Below are 20422 nucleotides of genomic sequence, written 5' to 3' on the forward strand. Positions count from 1 at the left end.
TTCTCACTTTTGGCAGAGGTTGCGACACCCCGAAATAGCACTTTGCTACTCTAAGCATCATTTTATATATAACTTTCAAAAAGTCAATGATGGTTTGTTATGGTACTAACAACGTTCTATGCTTCTATACCTAAGGAGTTATATGGTGATGATACATCGGCTAATAAAGGCATTTCGCAATTTTGATAGTCAATATCTGTGTAACAAGGATTAAATATCTCAAATATTTCTATAATGCTTTCTTTATATTCTTCAGACTTGGGATTTGCTGTTCGTATAATTGTTATTAAGCGTGCAAAGTTGCTGATAGTCTGAAAACTATCATCACCGCCAAGACTCTTACATATTTCATGCAATATTCCGCTTGAAGAATCTAAGTTTATTGCTATAGCGGATGGGGAATTTAATTTTACAATTTCATTATTTAAATTAGTTAGTGGTAGTATTGAGAATTCATATTCCTTAATAGATTTTGCTAGTTTTATAATATCATGTAAATTATTTATTTTTATAACTTCATCGAATATAACTGCATTCTTCTTAAAATTTTCATATAATAGTTCTACAAATGCTAATTCTTTATTCTTAATTGCTAAATCTAAATTTTCATTTTTTATATTTCTTCCCTTATACCAATCCCATCCATATTTAATGCAATACCCTAAGATCGTACCTACAGCTAATGTTCCTAATGCTATTCCAGCTATATAAGCACCGCTGCTATATCCACCGTCATTTGTATCATCGTTAGGTCTTTCTGTAGTAGTAGGGTCAGTGTAAGCTTTACCGAGTTGATCTAAAATATCTTTACCTATTTTTGTAGGAGAGACATTATCTAAAGAGAGACCTAAGTGATTTAGAGTATTTTCAAGAGTATTTATAAACGATTCACGAGGGATTAAAGTTTCTTTATAAGCGTTATAGTTTTGTAAAGCACTCATAGCTTCTTCTTTAGTGCATTCATTTAAACCTAAGAAATCAGCTCCGCTAGTTTCGGTAATATTGCCTTGAGAGAATATATAATCATTCATTACTTTATAAAGTTGACTAAGAATACTAGCCGTACCGTTTTGATTAGGTGTTACGGCTTGTTGTAAAAGTATATGAGGATTATTTTCAGCATCGATAAAAATATTATTTATTGGAATATTTAAACCATTGTTGCACTCTTGGTGTAGTATTGAAAAATCATTTGGGGACTCATTGAAAGATTGTTCAATGTTTTTCCAATTACACTGTGTATGATCCACTATATAACCTTTTTTAAAAGCTCCTTCAACAGTACTATATACTGATGAAAATATAGTACTGCTTAATTTATGAATGATGTGGCTTACATTACCCGGTAGACGGCTTACTATTTCATTGCTAAATATAGGCATAACGCATTTAAAACTTATATTTAATATAGATGCCATAATGTTACTCCTTTAATTAATAAAACGTGGTTTCTAAAGTATGTTAATGTTTTTGTCAAGATAAAGTTAAAATAAATTAATATATGGAAAGATTTGAGAAAGATGATTGTTATGCTGTAATGTTTCGTTTTTTTTCGTCATTGTGAGGAGAGACAAAGCCTCGACGTGGCAATCATTTTGTACTAGACTTCTTGCATAACCTATCTTAATAAAGAGGAATTTACAGGAAACGGATGTGAGTACCGGATTGAAGTACAAATTATCTTTAGAAGGAGGTTATGCAAGAAATCTACTGTTTCATGAGGTTGCTACGCTCCTTACAGTCGCTCGCAATGATGATTTGGTGTCCATGCAATAATACCTTGCGGGGATGACATAGAACGAGCTATACAATATTACTTACCTATGCAGAAATTTTTAAAGATCTCGCCTAGTATTTCTTCTACGTTGATAACACCCGTAATTGCACCGATGCAGCGTGCCGTCATTCTAATATCTTCAGTTGCTAGAACTAAATCATTATCTAAGCTAAAAGCCGTTAAATGTGAGAGAGCTTGTTGTAAATAGTTACGATGACGCTGATTTGTTATATAAGGAGTTTCGGTAAATCCTGCCATATTTTCGGCAATATTTTCAATATTTTTTAATATACTTGAAAGAGCAATATTATTTTTTACTGAAACTCTTAAGCATTTATATTTATTTTCAATAGAAAAGATTTTACTAGCTTCGATTAAATCGATTTTATTAATTATTGTGATAGTATTTTCATCAATTAAATTAATAATATCTTCATTTATAGAGGAGTCTAATTTTTCGGCATCAAACATTATAATTTTAATATCTGCTGTTTTAGCTGAATTTATAGCTCGTTTTATACCTTCCTGCTCGATAATGTCACTACTTTCTTCTCTTATACCTGCTGTATCCTGTAAAATAATAGGATAGCCGCCAATGTCTAAATGTCCCTCAATTATATCTCTAGTAGTTCCTGCAATATTTGAGACAATCGCTATATCTCTCTGCATTAAGAAGTTTAGTAAGCTAGACTTACCAACGTTTGGCGGACCGATAATTGCAAGCTTAAGACCACTTCGTAGTAATTCTCCTTTTCTGTTATCATTAAGATATTCCGATATTGTATTTACAAGAATTGTATGAGTATTAGTAACTTCATTAAGGACGGTATCAGGTATATCTTCATCCGGGAAATCTATATAAGCTTCAAGCAGAGAGATAATTTTTAAAAGCTGACTACGCCAATTATTATATAATGCTTCAAGTTTGCCGCTTGCTTGTCTAATTGCTTGCTTATGCTGCATTATAGTTTCGGCATTAATTAAATCTGCTATCCCCTCTGCTGCTGTTAAATCAAATTTGTTATTTAAAAAAGCTCTTTTGGTAAACTCTCCTGCTTCTGCCAAACGAATACCAGCTATATTTAATAATGCATTTGTCAGCATTATAGATATAGCTTTACTGCCATGCGTGTGAATTTCGACTACGTCTTCCCCGGTAAAGCTACCAGGTGACTTAAAATAGACAACCATAACATTATCGATTAGCTCCTTAGTTTCAGGGACTGTAATTTGTTGATAATACATTAATCTCGATTTAAAGTTCTTTCTACCGGTAAGTAGCTGTAAAACTTCTAAACTTTTAGGACCAGAAATCCTAAAAACTGCTACGCCTGCTTTACCGAATGCAGAGCTTTGTGCAAATATCGTTTCCACTTATTTTCTATGCCTCTTGCTTAAGTTATTTTATATAATATAATAACAACAGAAATAATCATATTATTATTAATTAAGAAAATCATGACCCCAAAAACAACCTCTTTAAACTTTAGCCGTTTAAATTGTCAAATTCCGAATTATAAAACTAAAATTCTAGAACTTAGCAAGGAACGTGAGTCAAGTTCCATATATATAGATTTTATTCAAAAGTTTTTAAATTATATTCCGATAGATTATGATTTTGAGAATAGAGCAAAATTATTCCAAAATTTTGCAGATGAAGCCTTTAAGTTTTTTAAGCAAAGGATAGCAAGAGCAAGAAAAATAGCAATAACAAAGACAGTTATCGAAAATGATCCAGCAATAAATGTCTTGATATTACTTGATAATAAGCCGCATATTGTTGATTTTATCATATGTCTGCTTAAAAACATGAATTTGCAAACTAAGTTTTTACTCCATCCGGTAATAAACTGTGTCCGAAATAGTAAAGGAGAATTAGAAAAAATATTAGAAAATTCTGTGTCGGATGAAAAATCAGAATCAATACTACATTTAACCATTTTAGGAAATTTTGACGATAAAACTACTACATTTTTAACCGAGGCTATAAATGAAAGATTAGAAAAGTTAGAGCAAAGCTATAGCCATTTACCGCAATTACGCACAAAATTACAAGATTTATCTAAAAATATAATTGATAATTATAAATTAAATTTTAAAGAGGCTAAAGAATTCTTAAATTGGTTACAAAACGATAATTTGGTTTTATTAGGGACTCTTGATTTTGAAGTAAAATCTTTAAAATTAAGCAATGAAATAGGAGCAGCAAAAATATGGCAAGAAGTAAAAGACGAGATTGATGATATTATAAAATGTTCTGCTAATCCTTTATATCAAAATCAATTAATAATACTCGGTAAAATAAATAGTGCGTCGCTTATCCATTCAGATAATTTAATCGACTATATCTTAGTGAAAAATTTTGACTCTTCGGGTGAATATATTTCGGGAAGTATAATTTTCGGTATATATAATTCAAATATGTATTACCATTCAATAAGTAATATTCCAATCCTACGACAAAAATTTAATTTTGTAATTGAGAAAGCCGGTTTTGCATTATCTGGTTATAATGCTGATAAGTTAAGAATTTTAATGGAGTCGTTACCGAGAGAAGCTTTAATACAAATTGATCAAGGCGATTTATATTGTATGTGTTTACATATGCTCTCAAGTATGATGAGTAAGAAGCTTAAATTATTTATTCAATATGATTGGTCTAGTTCTTTTCTTAATATCATAATTTTTCTGCCACGAGAACGTTTAACGGCTGAAATCCATAATATGATAGATTGTTATTTAGCAGAAAAATTCGGTAGTAAAATTTTATCCAACTATATCACCGAAGTAGCCGGTAATTTTTCTTATCTTTTTGTAACGCTTGAAGCACAAGGGGAACATAAAATAAATTTTGAAGCAGAAATAATACAGCAAGATTTAGATCGTATCTCTACATGTTGGAGTGAAGATTTTTATTTTAAGTTTTCTAAAAAATTCAGCGAATATCAAGCAGGTATTAATTTAAAGCTTTTTGATAATGTTTTTTCGGCAGATTATCGGCAAAAATTTTCTCCGGAAATAGCTTTAGTAGATATTGAATATCTAACGGAAGCAAGTAAGTCACAAAAATGTATGTTTAATCTAGTTTCTGTAAATGAAACGGAATTTTACTTAAAAATATATAGTCCAAAAGTAAAACTTGCACTTTCTAACATATTGCCGCCAATAGAAAATTTAGGTTTTAAAGCAATTGATGAACAAACTTTTGCAATTAAGGAGGCTCTCGAAATCAAAGAAAGCTGGATATATAATTTTATCTTAACTTCTATTGTACCTGTAAAGGATAATATTACCGAATTAAAAATAAATGTTGAAGAAGCTTTAGACAAAATGGCACTTGGGATGCTTGCTAATGATTCTTTAAGTAAATTAATAGTGCTTGCCGGTTTTAATTGGAAGCAAGTTAAACTCGTCAAAGCTTTAACAAGATATTTACATCAAACGGGATTTAGTTATGGTAAAGGCTATGTACAGTTAACGTTACTTAAACATCCCGAATATACAAAAATGTTGGTAAATCTATTTGATATAAAATTTAATCCTAAACATTCGGATAATAATTGTGACGTAATTAAAGATAAACTAAATAATTACTTAGTAACCGTTGAGATGAGTAGTGAAGATAAAGTACTACGTAATATGCTTGGTATAGTTAATGCTATTACTAGAACAAATTACTATCAACCACATAAACATATTTTTTCATTTAAGTTTGATTCTTCAAAAGTACCGGATTTACCTAAACCTGTTCCGTTTGCCGAAGCATTTGTTTATTCTAGAAATTTTGAAGCTGTTCATTTAAGAGGCGGTCCCGTATCACGCGGAGGGCTTAGATGGTCGGATAGAGCAGAAGATTATAGGCTTGAGGTCCTTGGGCTTATGAAAGCACAAATGACTAAGAATTCTGTTATTGTCCCTGTCGGTTCTAAAGGCGGATTTTATGTTCATTTTACTGAGGAAGGGCTTACTCGTGATGAATATATGGAAAAAGTGGTAGAATGCTATAAGAATTTCCTTAGAGGTTTATTAGACATAACTGATAATATCATTGACGGTAAAGTAGTACATCCAAAAGACGTTATTATTTATGATAAAGAAGATCCTTATTTAGTGGTTGCTGCCGATAAAGGTACAGCCTCATTTTCGGATTATGCTAATAGTGTGGCAAGAGAATATAATTACTGGCTTGATGATGCTTTTGCTTCCGGTGGTTCTGCAGGTTACGATCATAAAAAAATGGCTATTACTTCCAAGGGAGCTTGGATTTCCGTAACTAATCACTTTAAAACTTTAGGGTTAGATGTCCAAAAAGACCCTATTACCGTCGTAGGTATAGGAGATATGTCGGGAGATGTGTTCGGTAACGGTATGCTCAGATCAGAGACTATTAAGTTAGTTGCTGCCTTTAATCATAAACATATATTTATTGATCCTACTCCTGATCCTTTATCAAGTTTTAATGAGCGTTTGCGTTTATTTAATTTAAAGGGTTCTAATTGGTCTGATTATGATTCTAAGCTTATTTCTAAAGGAGGCAAAGTATTTGAACGCAGTAGTAAATTAATAAAATTATCGCCGGAAATTAAAAAATTACTTGATATAAATGATAATGAATTATCACCGGAAGAATTAATTAAAGCTATTTTAAAAGCAGATGTTGATTTATTGTGGAATGGCGGAATAGGCACTTATATCAAAGCTAAAACGGAAAATAATTTAGAAATCGGTGATAAAGCAAATGATAACCTTAGATGTAACGGTGAAGAAATTAGAGCAAAAGTTATAGCAGAAGGCGGTAATGTTGGGGTATCACAGAGAGGTAGAGTTGAATATGCTAAAAAAGGCGGGCGCATAAATGCTGACTTTATTGATAATTCAGCAGGTGTTGATTGCTCCGATCATGAGGTAAATATCAAGATTGCTTTAAGTAGTGCGATAACCTCAGGAAAAATTACTTTAGAAGAACGTAATAAACTTCTAAACGATATGACAAAGCAAGTTGAAGAGTTAGTATTACTTGATAATTATAAGCAAACCGAAGCAATAACAATTATGCAACTATCTCCTACTTTAACTGTTAATATACTTAGTCAATTTATAGATATTTTAGAAGAAGAAAAAGTATTAGAGCGGGAAAATGAATTCTTGCCTAGTGCAGAAGAATTGAATAGCAGAGCTATTAGCGGTGAAGTATTAACTCGTCCTGAGCTTTGCATATTGCTATCATATAGTAAGAGATCTGCTTATCATGAGTTAATTAATTCTACTTTTTCCCATGATAAATATTTTGATGCATATCTTATAGATTATTTTCCTGAAATGATGCAAAAAAAGTTTCGTAATGAAATTTTATCTCATCCACTTAAACATGAGATTATTAAAACCGTTACTATAAATAAAATAATGAATCAGCTTGGAGGACCGCTTATTAGTATTGTAAAGCGTGAGATTGGGGCTCCTCTTTGTGATATAATAAGGTCATATACCATTATTTGTGAAATTTTTGATCTTGATGATATATGGGAAACGATAAGTAAGCTACCTACTAATATTGATTACAATGTAAAAATCGACATGTTTACCGAAATAACGAAATTAATGCGTCGAGGTATTTCGTGGTTTATTAAAAATTTAAAACATCCTATTAATATTAGTGAAACTATAGAAGAGTTTAGAGTTCCTGCACAAAACTTAAGAAAAACGGTAGATACTTTATTAGTCGGAGAAACTAAAATAAGATTTGAAGAAAAATTAAATTATTATACCACTAGCGGGGTAGAGGAATCATTGGCTGCTACTATCGCTACATTTGACAATTTAATTTCAGTATTTGACATTATATATGTAACAAAACAGACTTCAGGGAATAATAAAGAGATAGCAAAAGCTTATTTTGTTATAAGTGATATGTTTAGTCTTGATTGGTTACGTAAAGCTTGTGATAGGCAATTGAACGATTCATTTTGGCGTCGCTTAGGTATTCAATCGCTAAAAGATGATTTATATGACAAACAACGTAGATTATTAATAAAAATAATTAATAAATCTAAAACAACTATTGATTTAGATTTATGGATTGATAATAATAACTTAGTTAGAAATTTGCTTGATTTTATTAAAGAAATTAAAGCTCAAGAAACTATAGACTTAAATATAATTATTTTAGCAAACAAGAAATTTGAAATATTCTTACAAAAACTTGAGTAAATTATGTCGTCAATGCTTAAGCAAATTAGGTTAGATTCAGGTAAAACTTTAAATCAGGTATCTAGTGATTTAAAAATTAGAAAAAAATATTTAGTAGCTTTAGAAGAGGGTGATTTTGATGTTTTACCGGGAGAAGTATACGTAAGAGGTTACTTAAAATTATACTTGGATTATCTTAATGTAAAAGATAGAAATGTAGAGCAGATAGAAGCTACTAAACAGAACGAAACCGAAAAATTATTAAATAATAAAAGAGCTACGGTGATAAATTATAAACGTAAAAAACAATTAGTACTTATATCTATTATAATGTTATCAATTATTATTGTAAGTCATCCATTCATAATTAACGCTTAAACGAAAATGGATAATGAAATATTAGACTGCTTACAGAATGAAGCTAATAAAGAGGCATGTGAAGGAGACACGGAACGCGGCACTGCAGCGTACATAGACGTACGTGAGGATGCGAGTACAGGATCGACGTACAAATTACCTTTAGAAGCAAGTTATAGCAGTCTAAAGAAATTAATGGAAGAAGTAGAACATAAACTCGATGATTTGTTGAGTATGCTTGTAAATAATCAAAATGAAGTTCAAAAATTACAAAACGAAAATAAAGCATTAAAAGATAATTATATAATAATGCTAGATCAAATTAACATTTATATTAATGAACTTGAAGAAATAAAAAAACAGCAAAAATAATTATGTCAATTGTTACGGTAACATTAAATAACAAGAGTTTTCAATTATATTGTAATAATGGAGATGAGGAAGAATTACTATCTTTAGCGAATAAATTGAATGATAAAATAGCGGAAATTAAACTTGGTAGTCCCACAGCCTCTTTTGAGCTATTATTAGTTATGGCATCACTTAATGCACAAGCTGAAATAGCTAGTCTAACAGAAAAACTTAATAAAAATGGTCTTCAAAAAAATCATCCCGACGAAGAAAAATTCGCAGAAACCTTAACTACTATAGCAGGTTACCTAGAAAACCTTGCACGTAAAATGGGAAAGTGATATATTAGCTCTTAGCTGCTTGGTTCGTGAGCTTAATATTAACCTAGGACTACCACTAACTTTTAGGACATCGTCCCTGTCTAATACTAATTCAGTTTAGATATATGAAGTCCACCTTTACATAAAGGTCTTTGAAGGATTTTAAGTAACGGCCAAAGCGGTCATGTATACTCGTTTAATTTGAAAAATTGGCTACGTTGTCTTTTGCTGATAATCCTCACGTACTAGTATGTACACTGCGGTTATCAGCTTCAAGACGCCTTGCTCTTTTCCAAATTAAACTTCGTCTATCTACTTTTCGTTTACTCACAGTATACCTTTAAAATGAAACAAACAAAATCACGCAATAAAGTTCTCGGTGCTTTTTTAGGCACTATTATTGAATATTACGACTATAGTTTATATGGTTTTTCAGCGGCAATTATCGCTGATAAATTCTTTTCAGCCAGTACTGATCTATTAACAAAGCTTGTAAATGTTTTTGCCGTTTATGCAGCAGCATATTTATCAAAGCCTATGGGTGCTTATATTTTTGGACGTATAGGGGATATATACGGTCGAAAAAAAGCCTTAAGTTTTACGATTATCGGTATTGTAATCCCTACCTTAATAATAGGTTTATTGCCCGATTATTCCTCGATAGGAGTTTGGAGTACAATAATTTTAGTTTTATGTCGCTTCATGCAAGGTATTTTTATTGGAGGGGAATATGACGGTGCAGCGATTTATGTTATTGAACATTTAGGAGCAAAATACCGATTTACTGCCTCGGCAATAACTAGATGTACAGGAGTAATGGGTTTATTATGCGGAATCGGTGCAACTAATTTCTTTAATTCTCATATTTTTCCGGAGTGGGGTTGGCGTATTCCGTTTTTACTAAGTTTACCACTTGCATTAATAACTCTTTATTATCGCCGGAAATTTGATGAAACACCGGAGTTTAAAAAAGCACACTATAGCCAAGATTCTATTGAAAAACTTAGCTCTATAATTAAAAAGCAATGGAAAAATATTGCACGGTTAATATTTTTAGCCGGAGGTTTTGGAGCAACATATCAAATTGCGATCATCTTTATGAAGCAATATTTACCGATCGTATTACCTTCAGTCGGTATTATTATGAGTGCTTTTTCGGTCTTAATAGTAATATGTTTTGCTGTTTGCATGCCGATTGCCGGTTTTATTGCCGATCGCTTAGGAGTTAATTCAGTATTAAAAATCGCATTTATATGTACTATTACAGCAAGTGTATTTTTTGTGATAGCAGTAAAATATCAAATGACTAATTTAGGGCTTGCAGCTAGTTTAATGTTAGCTGCATCAGTTGCACCTTTTAATTCTCTTGCTCATAGTATAGTTATTAAGTCTTTTGTAGTTAAAGAACGCTATCGTGTTATAAGTTTAGGACATAATATCGGCTCAATGTTAATGTCCGGTACTGCTAATTATATTTGTGCAAAGGTAATAAAATCATTTGATTTTAACCTATTCCCGATTTTATATCTTTGCATGTTTGCCGTACTTGCTTATTCTATGACCATATTATTTAACCGTAATAGGTAAAAAATAAATCTTGACGATAACTTTAAATGTTATGCATAAAATTTTTCATAAATCTATAATTTTTATTATCTTATGTATACAAGGAAATATTAGTTTTACCGATGCAAACGGCAGTATATACGTTAGATATTTGTAATTGCAAAGAACGTAAATATAACTATGAAGATCATTTGGAAGAATTGTTGAAGCAAGAAATTTCATTAGCAATGCAGAAGAATGGTTTAAGAGTTAAGCTATTGTACAACAAAGATATTAGAACACAAAAGCTTGATGATTTAGTATCTTGTTTCCGTAGCTCCTATCCTATAATAATACTTATACTGCTTTATATACGCCTTTATTATGGCCTGAAGGAAAAGCTTTCTCAATGACCAAAAATATAGGTGAACCTGTTATAATGTTAGGAGAAAAAACAGGAGCTGATATATTTGTATTACTTAATTATGTGCAAATGATAAAGACTAATGGAGCTCGTACACGTGACTTTTTAATGAGTGCTTTAGGTTGTTCAGTAAGTAATGCAGATAATATATTTATGTCTATAGGAATAGTAGAAGCAAAAAGTGGTAGAATATTATGGACTAATGCAACGCCCCCAACCATTTAGTAGCTCTATTTTCTCTTCTCGTGATAAATCAGAAATTGGCAATTTTTATTCAGTAATAAATATATTTATCTCCATTATAAACTGAATTTTGTGTCGTTCAGGGGTGGTTGGTGTGGCTTATTATTCCTATCTGTCATTCCGTGATTTATTCACGGGATCCAGTAAAACATATAGTATGGGTAGACAAAACACATCTAATTTAAGTGCATAAACTATAAATCATTTTTATCAAATAGGAAAAATTCACCTATTTCAGGGGTAATCAACTTATTTTCATCAATATTATGTTTTTTCATAGCTTGTCGGAGTTACAAAGGAGCGGCATTAAATGCTTTATCAGCTAATTATAGAAAATATTTAGCGCATAAGTCCAAATGAGTAAATACGGCTTCTTCAGGATGCATATGCACCGGTTTCATAAACCATCTTGGTTCATAAGCCCCTATCGGAATAAGGATTATTAAAATATTATGTTTTTTTCCGATCTCTTTAAAAAGATTATCGTTATAACCCGAATCACCTATAAAACAAATATCTCCTATCTTAGTTTTAATGATCAAAGTTTCCCATAATGCTTTATTTTTATCAAATATTCCTCTAGCTGACCAATGCTGTGTCGGTTCTAAATAAAATTCTACATCGCCTTTAATTTCATCTTCTTAGAAACTTTTTGAATTTAGCTGTATTTCTTGTTCTTTATATGACTCTCCCCACCCTAAGGTAACAATTTCTGCATCGGTAATATGTTTTTTGATTATTACGTTATTCATTAGCGGTGTAATAATCTTAGGCTTATCTTGTACCCACAAATCTTTAATTGTTCTGATGTCTAAATGGTCATAGTGATTATGGCTTATTAATATAACATCTATTTTAGGTAAATCGGTAAAATTAATACCGGGTTTTACCACTCTCGTTGGTCCTGCAAAAGTAAAAGGACTAACCCGCTCCGACCATACCGGATCGGTTAAGATATTTAAACCGTCTATTTGAATTCAAAAGGTTACATGTCCTACGTAGGCTACTCGTACAACGTCATCTCGATCGCTTGATACTAATGAATTTCGTGGAACTCGTCTGTAGCCACGTACTAATGTACACTGTGCAGACTCGTCCTTAAATGCATCTTGTCTGAAGCGATCGAGATTTAGCTGTGTATTTTTACTGCTAGTTATTTTTTGTGATGGAATATCAGTGGAAGTAAACGACAGTGCTGTCGGCCATTTTGGTCGTTTTGAAGTTATTTTCCATTAGAATATCAAGTAAGGTTTTAAGTTTTATATTAGGCTCAATATTGAAAAACATATTTTTATTTAGATAGACCTTCCTTTCGGTTTATTAGAGCTTTTAACTTGTTCAGCAAAAGATTTTGTCTTTTTATTTGTTGGTTTATGAATAAACCCTCTAGTTTTTTCTCCTATCAACATGGCTTCTTGCAGTATATCTTTTGGTAGTTTAGCTATAGATGCCGATATTTCCGGAGTTTGTTTTATTTCTACCGTTATCTTTTTTGCTTTATTTATATCTCTGCCTATTACTTTATCTAGTGGAACATTTTTATAATCTGCAAGAGCAACAATTGCTCCCATATCAGGCATTTTTGTACGACCATCTAGAAAATTTTTCCACGCTGTTTCATGAGTACCTGTTTTTTCACTTAACTTATACGGGGTTATATTGTCTGTTTCTAATATATTCAGTACAAATTTTTTAAAATTATTTCTAATTTCTTCTAGATCATCTTTATTTGTTTCTGATATATCGTTAATCCGATTAAATCTTTCTTTTGACCTTATATCTTCGCTCATTATTTTTTCCTGTAAAATTTACTCCTAAAAATTGAGAGTTAAAATAACTTCATAGATAGTCTCTTAGACTTATTTATTAATATATAACTAATAAATAGTAAATAGAAGATAATTATAATGAAAATAATAAATTTAAGCTATTGAATTAAGTATTTAGGTCTTATATATGAAATTTAAATTAATCTATGTTAACTTTTTTTGTCACAAATTATAAAATTTTTCTGTAGTATGAGCCATGTCTGTTCCACTTCTTTTTCTATAAATTAAATTTCAGATGCAGAATCTAAGATATTTTAAAAAGATTATATAAATTAAAAATTGTTTTTTCTGCATCTTGATCATTTATGAATAAGGTAATTTTAACTTCTGATAATTGTATCATGTGAACATTTATATTATCGTTCGTTAACTTTGATAATATCGTTTCAAGTAATTTACAATCATTTTTAATCCCATAACCAATAAGAGAGATTGTAGCAATTTCGGTATCAAAAGTAAAATCTTGTATCTGCTTATCATCTTTTAAATTAGTCAGTAAAGCTTGTAAATTATTTTTATCGGTTAAATTTGTAATAAAACTATATTCTTCATTATTTTTTATCTCTTGCATAAACTCAATATGATTATTATTTTGTGTAATCATATTTGCAACTTGCAAAAAACTTAAAGACATGCTCTTTACAGATATTTTTAATAAATTTTTATTAGAAGTAATGCTGTTAATAATCCCATTCTCCATATTTTTATCCTTTGAAGTGATTAACGTACCTTCTGTATCCGGTGAAAATGTTGACAGAACACGCATATCTATTTTATACCGCATTACTAACTCTCCGGCTCTAGGGTGTAGTACTTTTGCTCCACTTGATGCTAGTTCTAACATTTCTAAAAAATCTATTTCTTTTATCTTTTTGGCATTTGGAATAATTCTTGGATCAGCAGTAAATATTCCCTCTACATCGGTATAAATATCACATCTATCGGCTTTCATAGCTGCAGCGATTAAGGCGGCAGTAGTATCAGATCCTCCTCTGCCCAAAGTAGTTAACCTATTAGATTTGTTAATTCCTTGAAAACCGGCTATTATAGGGATGGTATTTAACTGTAAATATTTTTCTAGTAAATCTGTAGTAATTGATTCTACTAAAGCTTTACTATGATTATTATCGGTGAGCATCGGTAATTGCCAAGCTAGAAATGATCGCGCCTTTATGTCTTCTTCTTGAAGAGCGAGCGCTAGTAATGAAGCAGTGACTATTTCACCGCTAGAAAGTGCTACATCATATTCTGCACATTGAGAAATGTTATTAAGGCTTGATACTTCATTACACAATGTGACAAGTTGATTAGTAACACCTGCCATAGCCGAAACTACTACAATTACTTGGTTATTTTTAGCTATTTCGGTTTTTATGATAGGAACGATTTTTTTTATTCTATCAATATTTGCAACGGAAGTGCCACCGAACTTTTGAATTATTAAGGCCATAAGTAAAGAAAGCCTAATAGAATATTATGTTATATAATTAATTTCCGCCTGTCGTCATCTAGCGCACTTACAGACATTATTGTGTGGAACGGTTTTCAATTGTCATCTCGCGACTTGATCGCGGGATCCAGCTTAAAATACTAATAATATTAGTACTTTAAATTATTTTTATGACCCTTTAGTCAAGCCACGGGGTGACCAAGTGGATTTTACCAATCAACGTAACAATGCCATAAAAAGCATTTTTCGTTCCACGTAACACTAGTAGATCAAACCGCAATACTTAAGTATTTGCAATTTCTTTAACATTCACGATTTTATGATTTCGCGTAGTTAAAAATTCTACTCTACCTTCTATCAAAGCAAATATTGTATGATCTTTGCCCAGCCCTACATTCGTTCCAGGATGAATTTTTGTGCCGCGTTGTCTAACTATAATATTACCGGGTATTACATATTGTCCATCGGCTTTTTTAACTCCCAGCCTTCGACCGGCCGAGTCTCTTCCGTTTCTAGAACTACCACCGGCTTTTTTGGTTGCCATTTTATAATTCCTTTTAAGTTATTATTATTGTTTGGTAATATCTAATATTTTTAATTCCGTCAATTCTTGACGATGACCGGCTTTACGACGATAATTTTTTCTACGCTTTTTCTTAAAGACTATAATTTTATTATCTTTAAGTTGGTTAGTAATTTCAGCCGTAACGACAGCCCCTTTAACTATTGGAGTCCCAATAAAAGAAGGCTTTGAGTATTCGCCAATCATTAAAATTTGATCAAACTGAATTTTAGAGCCAAGTTCTCCATCAATTTTTTCGACTTTAATAATACTATTTCTGTCTACTTTATATTGTTTTCCACCTGCTTTTATAACTGCGAACATGAAAACTATCTCTTTAAAAATTTATAAATATTTATCGTATCATATTATTATATTAGAAATTAGTCAATGATCTTTTTTTATAGTAAATCTATTGTCGAATATCTATTAACACAAATATAATTGCGTATTGAGTTACCGCAGCAAATATTGCGGCTAGCAAATCATCAAGCATAACGCCGATACTGCCCTTAATATTTTTGTCCAACCAATTAATAGGCCAGGGCTTTACTATATCAAAAAATCGGAATAGACAAAAAGGTGATACGAAAAGTAATATAATATTTATTGTTAGCGGACTAAAATATTTAATTAAATACGATTCATTAGCAAATAAAGCGGAAAAAAATACTAAAACAATAGTTAGTATTTGCCCTACTACTTCATCAATGACCACTTCTTTAGGGTCTTCTGAATTTGTATAATTTAAATATATTTTAGTAAAATAAGTGCCGAGTATTAAGAGTATCAAACATAGGCTAAAGCTTATAATAAATATACTGATAAGTTGAGCTTCACCGAGAGTAAGACTTAAGAAAGGAATGATTATTTTGTTATTAACAATAAAATATATTAAGAAATAAGTTAGAGGGAAAGCAGCAATCGATCCAAAAGTGCCTGGGCAGTATTTTATTTTCCCGATATAAAAAAAAGTAGCAAAAAATTCTGACAATTGTTTTTTAGTAAACATTTCTTTAATTATTTTATCCTAGATTAGAGCTATAATATCTTATATAATTAAATTTTAACTTATACAGCAAAAAAATATCATGGGAATGAGCTTTAGCCATTTATTAATAGTTTTATTAATTATTTTTGTATTATTCGGTGCCGGCAAATTACCGCAAGTCATGTCCGATCTTGCTAAAGGTCTTAAAGCTTTTAAAGACGGCATGAAAGACGACGGTAGTGATAATGATAAAAATAAATAATTAATCTTTAGTGTCCCCCTTTGTCATCCTGTGGCTTGACCAGCCTTGTTGCATGGCTTAAAAAACCTACTCAATGTCATTCCCGCGGAAGCGGGAATCCAGTACTTTAAAGATTTTTTGAAAAGCTCGATTTATCTCGCTTTACTCTGGATTCCCGCTTCCGCGGGAATGACATCCTGAACGTTCGTACAAACATGGGTCAGGTCACTGAGTGACCAAGATACAACAACGCCCTAATTTCCTGAAACAGTAGAATATATCCCATTCTCTTTCCTAATAATATCATATCGTCTCTGAGCTACTCCATCGATGAAATAAATATTACCGGATAAACCTATATAAGGTTGTCTACTGTTCATTCTATTTAAAAACCTTTCAGATGCAAATTCATTGCCTATATAGTTTGCAGTCATACGTCCTAAATCATAAGAAAGAAGATGCATGAAGCCTATATGGTTAATACCTAAGTCTTTTGCCCTATCAGGCACGTTGCTATTGAGTAAATTTAAAGAGCCGGTAAAGCTAATATCGATATTTTCAGGGTAATCGATATCAATACGATGATCACCGATTAAAATAGCCTTTTTATCTAAATTATATTTACGAATACTATCAGCGAGTAGGTTTAAATTTTTTGGATCGTCTGATAGATAAATAACCGGTTTTGTCGTGTCGCTACGTTCATTTATAATATCGGTATTGTCTGAAATATTTCTTGCGGCTTTTGCTATAGATTCAGGATTATCCTCATAAAATTCAGTGCGTGATAATGATGCATTGTTCTGAATCAATATATTTTGCATTACTTGACTAATAGTTTGCGAATGCTTCCCTTTAGGTAATAATGCCATAAAATCTTTATGGTTGTTACTTGCGTAATAATTAATTATACGTATCAGTTGTTTTAAAGGTGCATGACCGAATACAAATAATTTATCTTCTGCAAGAGCCGGATTATTTGACATAGTTATTATAATAATATCATTTGCCTTTGCTTTTTCGGCTATTAGAGAGGTAAAGTTAGAATATAGAGGACCTAAAATAATCTTAGTTTTACGTGCTACTATTTTATCTATAGCGGCTAAAACGTTTTTTTCGTCTGAACCATCGTAAGAAGTAACATGTATGTAAGATTTGATTCCGTCGTTAAGTCCCATTTTAATTAAATCTTTATATTGTTTCCCGACAATACTATCAGGACCCTGATTTGGCATTAAAATTGCAATCTCAATTTCTGTTTGTTCTTTTTTAGGAAAACTTATAGGTTCTTCTTTAGGAGTTTGACAGGACGTTAAATATATCAAGCAAAAAAATGATAGAACGATTCGTAGTTTATGTTTTATACTAGCCATAATGTTACTTAAAATTAAAAAACTATGATTAGATATCTTTCCAAACCGGGATTATATATTGTTTCAACACCGATCGGTAATTTTGAAGATATAACGCTTCGTGCTATATCGACTTTAAAAAATTCGGATATTATCTTATGCGAGGATACTAGAATATCACAAAAATTGCTAGCAAAACATGACATTCATACAAAATTACAAATTTATAATGATCATAGTGACGAGAAAGATAGAGAAAATATCATAAGTTTAATAAAATCGGGCAATATAATAAGCTTAATTTCTGATGCAGGGACTCCTTTAATTTCCGATCCCGGCTATAAGTTAGTTAGAGGTATACGCAATCTTAATTGTCATATAGACGTAGTACCGGGAGTATCTGCACCGGTTACTGCTCTAACTTTATCGGCTCTTCCTACTGATCGATTTTTATTTCACGGGTTTTTACCTAAAACTATAGAAAGTAAGAAAAAGATTTTTTCTGAACTAGTAAATCTTAAGGCTACTTTGATTTTTTTTGAAACGGCTCCTCGTTTGGTAAATACTTTATCGGTAGCTAAGGAAATACTAGGAAACCGAGAAATATGTATAGCTCGTGAGTTAACTAAACTGTATCAAGAAATAAAAACAGGGGATATAGATGAAATAATAGAGTTCTATCAAAATAATATTTTAAAAGGTGAGATAGTATTGTTGATTTCAGGAAATATACAGGAACAAAACCAACACAAAAATTTAGAAAAATTTATAGAACTTTGCTTAAGTAAAAACTTAAGTAGCAAAACTACTACCGAACTTGTTTATGACAAATTCAAAGATGTTTATAGTAAAAAAGAGATATATAGATTGGTGAATAAGCAAAAGATTTAATATAAATTTAGAGTAGAATATTTACCTTAGAATATGCTAAAATAAAGAGAAAATCACATTCAGTAACATAATAATATGTCAAAAGTTAATCCGAGAGTAAATTTAGCATTTAAAAAAATCTTCGGAGTAGAAGAGAATAAAGATTTATTGATATCGCTTATTAATTCGATAGTAAGTGAGAAAGATCAGATTGTAGAAGTAACATTACTTAATCCGTATAATCCAAAGAATTTTAAAGCCGATAAACTATCTATACTTGATATAAAAGCCAAAAGTCAAAGCAGTAAAAGGTATAAATCGAAATCCAAGTAACCGATGAAGTGGATTACGATAAAAGAGCTTTGTATTACTGGGCGAAAATGTATACGGAGCAACTGAAAGAGGGATCAGATTATGTGGCATTAAATAAAACAATAGGGATACACATACTTAACTTTACCAGTATTACAGATACAGATGAATATCATAATTCTTTTCAGTTAAAGGAAATAAAAAGTGGTTTAGTATATTTTAAAGATATAGAGTTACATACGATAGAGATTAATAAATTTGCTAAGTATCCTAAGGAGGAGTTATCTGATGTCGTCAAGAAAGTTAAAAATGCTTTAGATATATGGTAGCATTTTTAACACGTAATGATTTGTTAAATAAAGATAATTTACCGAAAGAATTGGATAATGATGTATTGAAAAAAGCATTAATCATGCTTGAGGTAATAAATTTAAATGATGCAGAAAGAGAGGAATATGAAAATCGTTTAGAGTGGCTTAGAATTGAAACTAGTGCTTTTAAAAAGATGAAAGAGGAAGGAAGAGCTGAAGGCGAAGCTAGAAGAAATATTGAAATAGCACAAGAAATGCTAATTGATAAAGAGCCTCTAGAAACAATAATTAAATATACTAAACTTTCAAAAGAAGAAATAGAAAAGCTAAAAGCAGAAATCGATAAGGCAGAAAAATAAAAAGTCGTCTGCGATATATACTCCGAGTAAATGAAGAATCGGCAGACGACCCATTATAAAAAACAGTATATTTAGTTAGCTGAGCTGTGAGGACAGCAGCAACCTTTTTGAGGCTTATTGCTTTCTGCCGAATCTTTAAGTTTTTTACCGGCTGCCTGCATATCTTGACCTGTACCTTGCATTGTATTACAAGCACTTGTTAAGAAAGCTACAGCTACTAATATAGAAGTTATAAGTGCTGAACGCATAAATTTTACCTTTATCAAATTGAGCCTAGATATTATGAAGTAAGCAACAAATTGTCAATTTGAAAATATATTAAAATTTAAAGTATTTGTACACATCACTTAGCCGTATCTTTATAATCACATAAGATATTTTGTTGATAAAATATTAATTTTTAGTATTTCTTTAAGAATTAATATTTAAAAGATTTATAAAATGAAAGAAAAATCAATGATCAATTGAAAGAAGCACTATCTTTTATGAAAGACGGTGTCTTAGATTGTACAAATTTAGAGGGAATAAGCTTACAAGAGATTTTTAATTTTCTTCAAAATCCTTATATAGTAAAGGATAAAATTATCGCTCTTGATATATCAACTTATGAACATTGGAAAGAAGTAAATGATAATTCATCTTTTAAGCCCCAAACTATAGAAATTTATACCTTCTATAGATATATGGAAGATATTTTGAATTTAAGATTAAAAACAGGCATAAATATTACTAATCATATTGATGTTAATATGACAGATCGCAGAAAAGAGGCTTTATTAAAAAAATTCTTAGAGAGATTTAAAAAAGAATAATTTTACTAAAGATGAAGAACAGTGAAGTCAATTTATAAAAGCTGTATGTAAAGAAGATAAAACCCCGGATGGAATCGAAATGTAATATGGGCGAGCTTTACGGCTTGGTTCTAAGTATAATTTCAGTAAA

22 protein-coding genes, 1 other RNA gene and 1 pseudogene are annotated in these 20422 nt (G+C 30.9%); 14 read left to right on the top strand and 10 right to left on the bottom strand.

All coding sequences use genetic code 11. The features are described 5' to 3' along the window. Nucleotides 1-116 precede the first annotated feature (116 nt). Both WSW_RS0103880 and mnmE read right to left on the bottom strand, forming a co-directional pair. A complete protein-coding gene (locus WSW_RS0103880; protein ID WP_016917152.1) occupies nt 117-1418 on the bottom strand; it encodes a DUF5460 family protein in 1302 nt (433 codons plus the stop codon). Nucleotides 1419-1813: 395 nt separating this feature from the next. Then, complete coding sequence (gene mnmE, locus WSW_RS0103885) at nt 1814-3151, bottom strand: tRNA uridine-5-carboxymethylaminomethyl(34) synthesis GTPase MnmE (RefSeq protein WP_016917153.1); 1338 nt, start codon at nt 3149-3151, stop codon at nt 1814-1816. A gap of 84 nt (nt 3152-3235) precedes the next feature. Here mnmE and WSW_RS0103890 point away from each other — a divergent pair, with 84 nt between their 5' ends. The 8 genes from WSW_RS0103890 to WSW_RS1000000109375 all read left to right on the top strand — a co-directional run bounded on the left by WSW_RS0103890 (nt 3236) and on the right by WSW_RS1000000109375 (nt 11185). Continuing rightward, the gene (locus WSW_RS0103890) at nt 3236-7984 is read left to right on the top strand and encodes an NAD-glutamate dehydrogenase (RefSeq protein WP_016917154.1); all 4749 of its coding nucleotides are present in this window, start codon (nt 3236-3238) and stop codon (nt 7982-7984) included. Between the two features lie 3 nt (nt 7985-7987). Next, nucleotides 7988-8341: a helix-turn-helix domain-containing protein gene (locus tag WSW_RS0103895; RefSeq protein WP_016917155.1), complete on the top strand. Its 354-nt coding sequence runs from the start codon at nt 7988-7990 to the stop codon at nt 8339-8341. 6 nt (nt 8342-8347) lie between these two features. Further along, nucleotides 8348-8692, top strand: coding sequence for a palindromic element RPE1 domain-containing protein (locus WSW_RS0103900; RefSeq protein ID WP_016917156.1), 345 nt, complete (start codon nt 8348-8350; stop codon nt 8690-8692). A 2-nt stretch (nt 8693-8694) separates the two neighbouring features. Continuing rightward, complete coding sequence (locus WSW_RS0103905; protein WP_004997454.1) at nt 8695-9012, top strand: cell division protein ZapA; 318 nt, start codon at nt 8695-8697, stop codon at nt 9010-9012. Between the two features lie 9 nt (nt 9013-9021). Next, nucleotides 9022-9180: non-coding RNA, 6S RNA (ssrS, locus tag WSW_RS1000000110625), on the top strand. A gap of 156 nt (nt 9181-9336) precedes the next feature. Next, complete coding sequence (locus WSW_RS0103910; protein ID WP_004997456.1) at nt 9337-10578, top strand: MFS transporter; 1242 nt, start codon at nt 9337-9339, stop codon at nt 10576-10578. 101 nt (nt 10579-10679) lie between these two features. Continuing rightward, nucleotides 10680-10949, top strand: a complete 270-nt coding sequence (locus tag WSW_RS1000000109370; RefSeq protein WP_016917157.1) for a hypothetical protein — start codon at nt 10680-10682, stop codon at nt 10947-10949. Then, the gene (locus WSW_RS1000000109375) at nt 10946-11185 is read left to right on the top strand and encodes a hypothetical protein (protein WP_016917158.1); all 240 of its coding nucleotides are present in this window, start codon (nt 10946-10948) and stop codon (nt 11183-11185) included. The genes WSW_RS1000000109370 and WSW_RS1000000109375 overlap by 4 nt, the downstream gene beginning before the upstream one ends. A gap of 344 nt (nt 11186-11529) precedes the next feature. On the opposite strand, the pseudogene WSW_RS1000000113010 reads toward WSW_RS1000000109375, so the two are convergent. The 6 genes and pseudogenes from WSW_RS1000000113010 to WSW_RS0103960 all read right to left on the bottom strand — a co-directional run bounded on the left by WSW_RS1000000113010 (nt 11530) and on the right by WSW_RS0103960 (nt 16056). Then, nucleotides 11530-12180, bottom strand: a pseudogene (locus tag WSW_RS1000000113010) (MBL fold metallo-hydrolase). A gap of 318 nt (nt 12181-12498) precedes the next feature. After that, complete coding sequence (locus WSW_RS0103940; RefSeq protein WP_016917161.1) at nt 12499-12993, bottom strand: hypothetical protein; 495 nt, start codon at nt 12991-12993, stop codon at nt 12499-12501. A 283-nt stretch (nt 12994-13276) separates the two neighbouring features. Then, nucleotides 13277-14482 (bottom strand): aspartate kinase, encoded by a 1206-nt coding sequence (locus tag WSW_RS0103945; protein WP_016917162.1) that lies wholly within the window; start codon nt 14480-14482, stop codon nt 13277-13279. 283 nt (nt 14483-14765) lie between these two features. Further along, on the bottom strand, nt 14766-15026 hold the full coding sequence (gene rpmA / locus WSW_RS0103950) for a 50S ribosomal protein L27 (RefSeq protein ID WP_016917163.1): 261 nt from the start codon (nt 15024-15026) through the stop codon (nt 14766-14768). A 24-nt stretch (nt 15027-15050) separates the two neighbouring features. Continuing rightward, on the bottom strand, nt 15051-15368 hold the full coding sequence (gene rplU / locus WSW_RS0103955) for a 50S ribosomal protein L21 (protein WP_004997480.1): 318 nt from the start codon (nt 15366-15368) through the stop codon (nt 15051-15053). An 88-nt stretch (nt 15369-15456) separates the two neighbouring features. Next, nucleotides 15457-16056, bottom strand: a complete 600-nt coding sequence (locus tag WSW_RS0103960; protein ID WP_016917164.1) for a phosphatidylglycerophosphatase A family protein — start codon at nt 16054-16056, stop codon at nt 15457-15459. 79 nt (nt 16057-16135) lie between these two features. Between WSW_RS0103960 and tatA the strand changes: the two genes are divergently transcribed. Beyond that, nucleotides 16136-16297 (top strand): twin-arginine translocase TatA, encoded by a 162-nt coding sequence (gene tatA / locus WSW_RS0103965; protein WP_004997483.1) that lies wholly within the window; start codon nt 16136-16138, stop codon nt 16295-16297. Between the two features lie 233 nt (nt 16298-16530). Here tatA and WSW_RS0103970 read toward each other — a convergent pair whose 3' ends face one another. Then, the gene (locus WSW_RS0103970) at nt 16531-17649 is read right to left on the bottom strand and encodes a penicillin-binding protein activator (RefSeq protein WP_016917165.1); all 1119 of its coding nucleotides are present in this window, start codon (nt 17647-17649) and stop codon (nt 16531-16533) included. 24 nt (nt 17650-17673) lie between these two features. On the opposite strand from WSW_RS0103970, the gene rsmI reads away from it, so the two are divergent. The 4 genes from rsmI to WSW_RS1000000113025 all read left to right on the top strand — a co-directional run bounded on the left by rsmI (nt 17674) and on the right by WSW_RS1000000113025 (nt 19480). Continuing rightward, a complete protein-coding gene (rsmI, locus tag WSW_RS0103975) occupies nt 17674-18519 on the top strand; it encodes a 16S rRNA (cytidine(1402)-2'-O)-methyltransferase (protein ID WP_016917166.1) in 846 nt (281 codons plus the stop codon). A gap of 75 nt (nt 18520-18594) precedes the next feature. Then, nucleotides 18595-18831: a PD-(D/E)XK nuclease family transposase gene (locus WSW_RS1000000113600; RefSeq protein WP_029374980.1), complete on the top strand. Its 237-nt coding sequence runs from the start codon at nt 18595-18597 to the stop codon at nt 18829-18831. Between the two features lie 8 nt (nt 18832-18839). After that, nucleotides 18840-19139 carry an Rpn family recombination-promoting nuclease/putative transposase gene (locus WSW_RS1000000113605; RefSeq protein WP_029374981.1) on the top strand — a complete coding sequence of 100 codons (300 nt, stop codon included), beginning with the start codon at nt 18840-18842 and terminating at the stop codon, nt 19137-19139. Then, nucleotides 19133-19480, top strand: a complete 348-nt coding sequence (locus WSW_RS1000000113025; RefSeq protein ID WP_016917167.1) for a hypothetical protein — start codon at nt 19133-19135, stop codon at nt 19478-19480. The genes WSW_RS1000000113605 and WSW_RS1000000113025 overlap by 7 nt, the downstream gene beginning before the upstream one ends. A gap of 71 nt (nt 19481-19551) precedes the next feature. Here the strand turns inward: WSW_RS1000000113025 and WSW_RS0103995 are convergent, their stop codons facing one another. Then, the gene (locus tag WSW_RS0103995; RefSeq protein WP_016917168.1) at nt 19552-19728 is read right to left on the bottom strand and encodes an entericidin A/B family lipoprotein; all 177 of its coding nucleotides are present in this window, start codon (nt 19726-19728) and stop codon (nt 19552-19554) included. A 237-nt stretch (nt 19729-19965) separates the two neighbouring features. Between WSW_RS0103995 and WSW_RS1000000109385 the strand changes: the two genes are divergently transcribed. Continuing rightward, nucleotides 19966-20292, top strand: a complete 327-nt coding sequence (locus WSW_RS1000000109385; protein WP_016917169.1) for a hypothetical protein — start codon at nt 19966-19968, stop codon at nt 20290-20292. The last annotated feature ends 130 nt before the right edge of the window (nt 20293-20422 follow it).

The organism is Rickettsia honei RB, from assembly GCF_000263055.1.
Taxonomy (GTDB): Bacteria; Pseudomonadota; Alphaproteobacteria; order Rickettsiales; family Rickettsiaceae; genus Rickettsia; species Rickettsia rickettsii.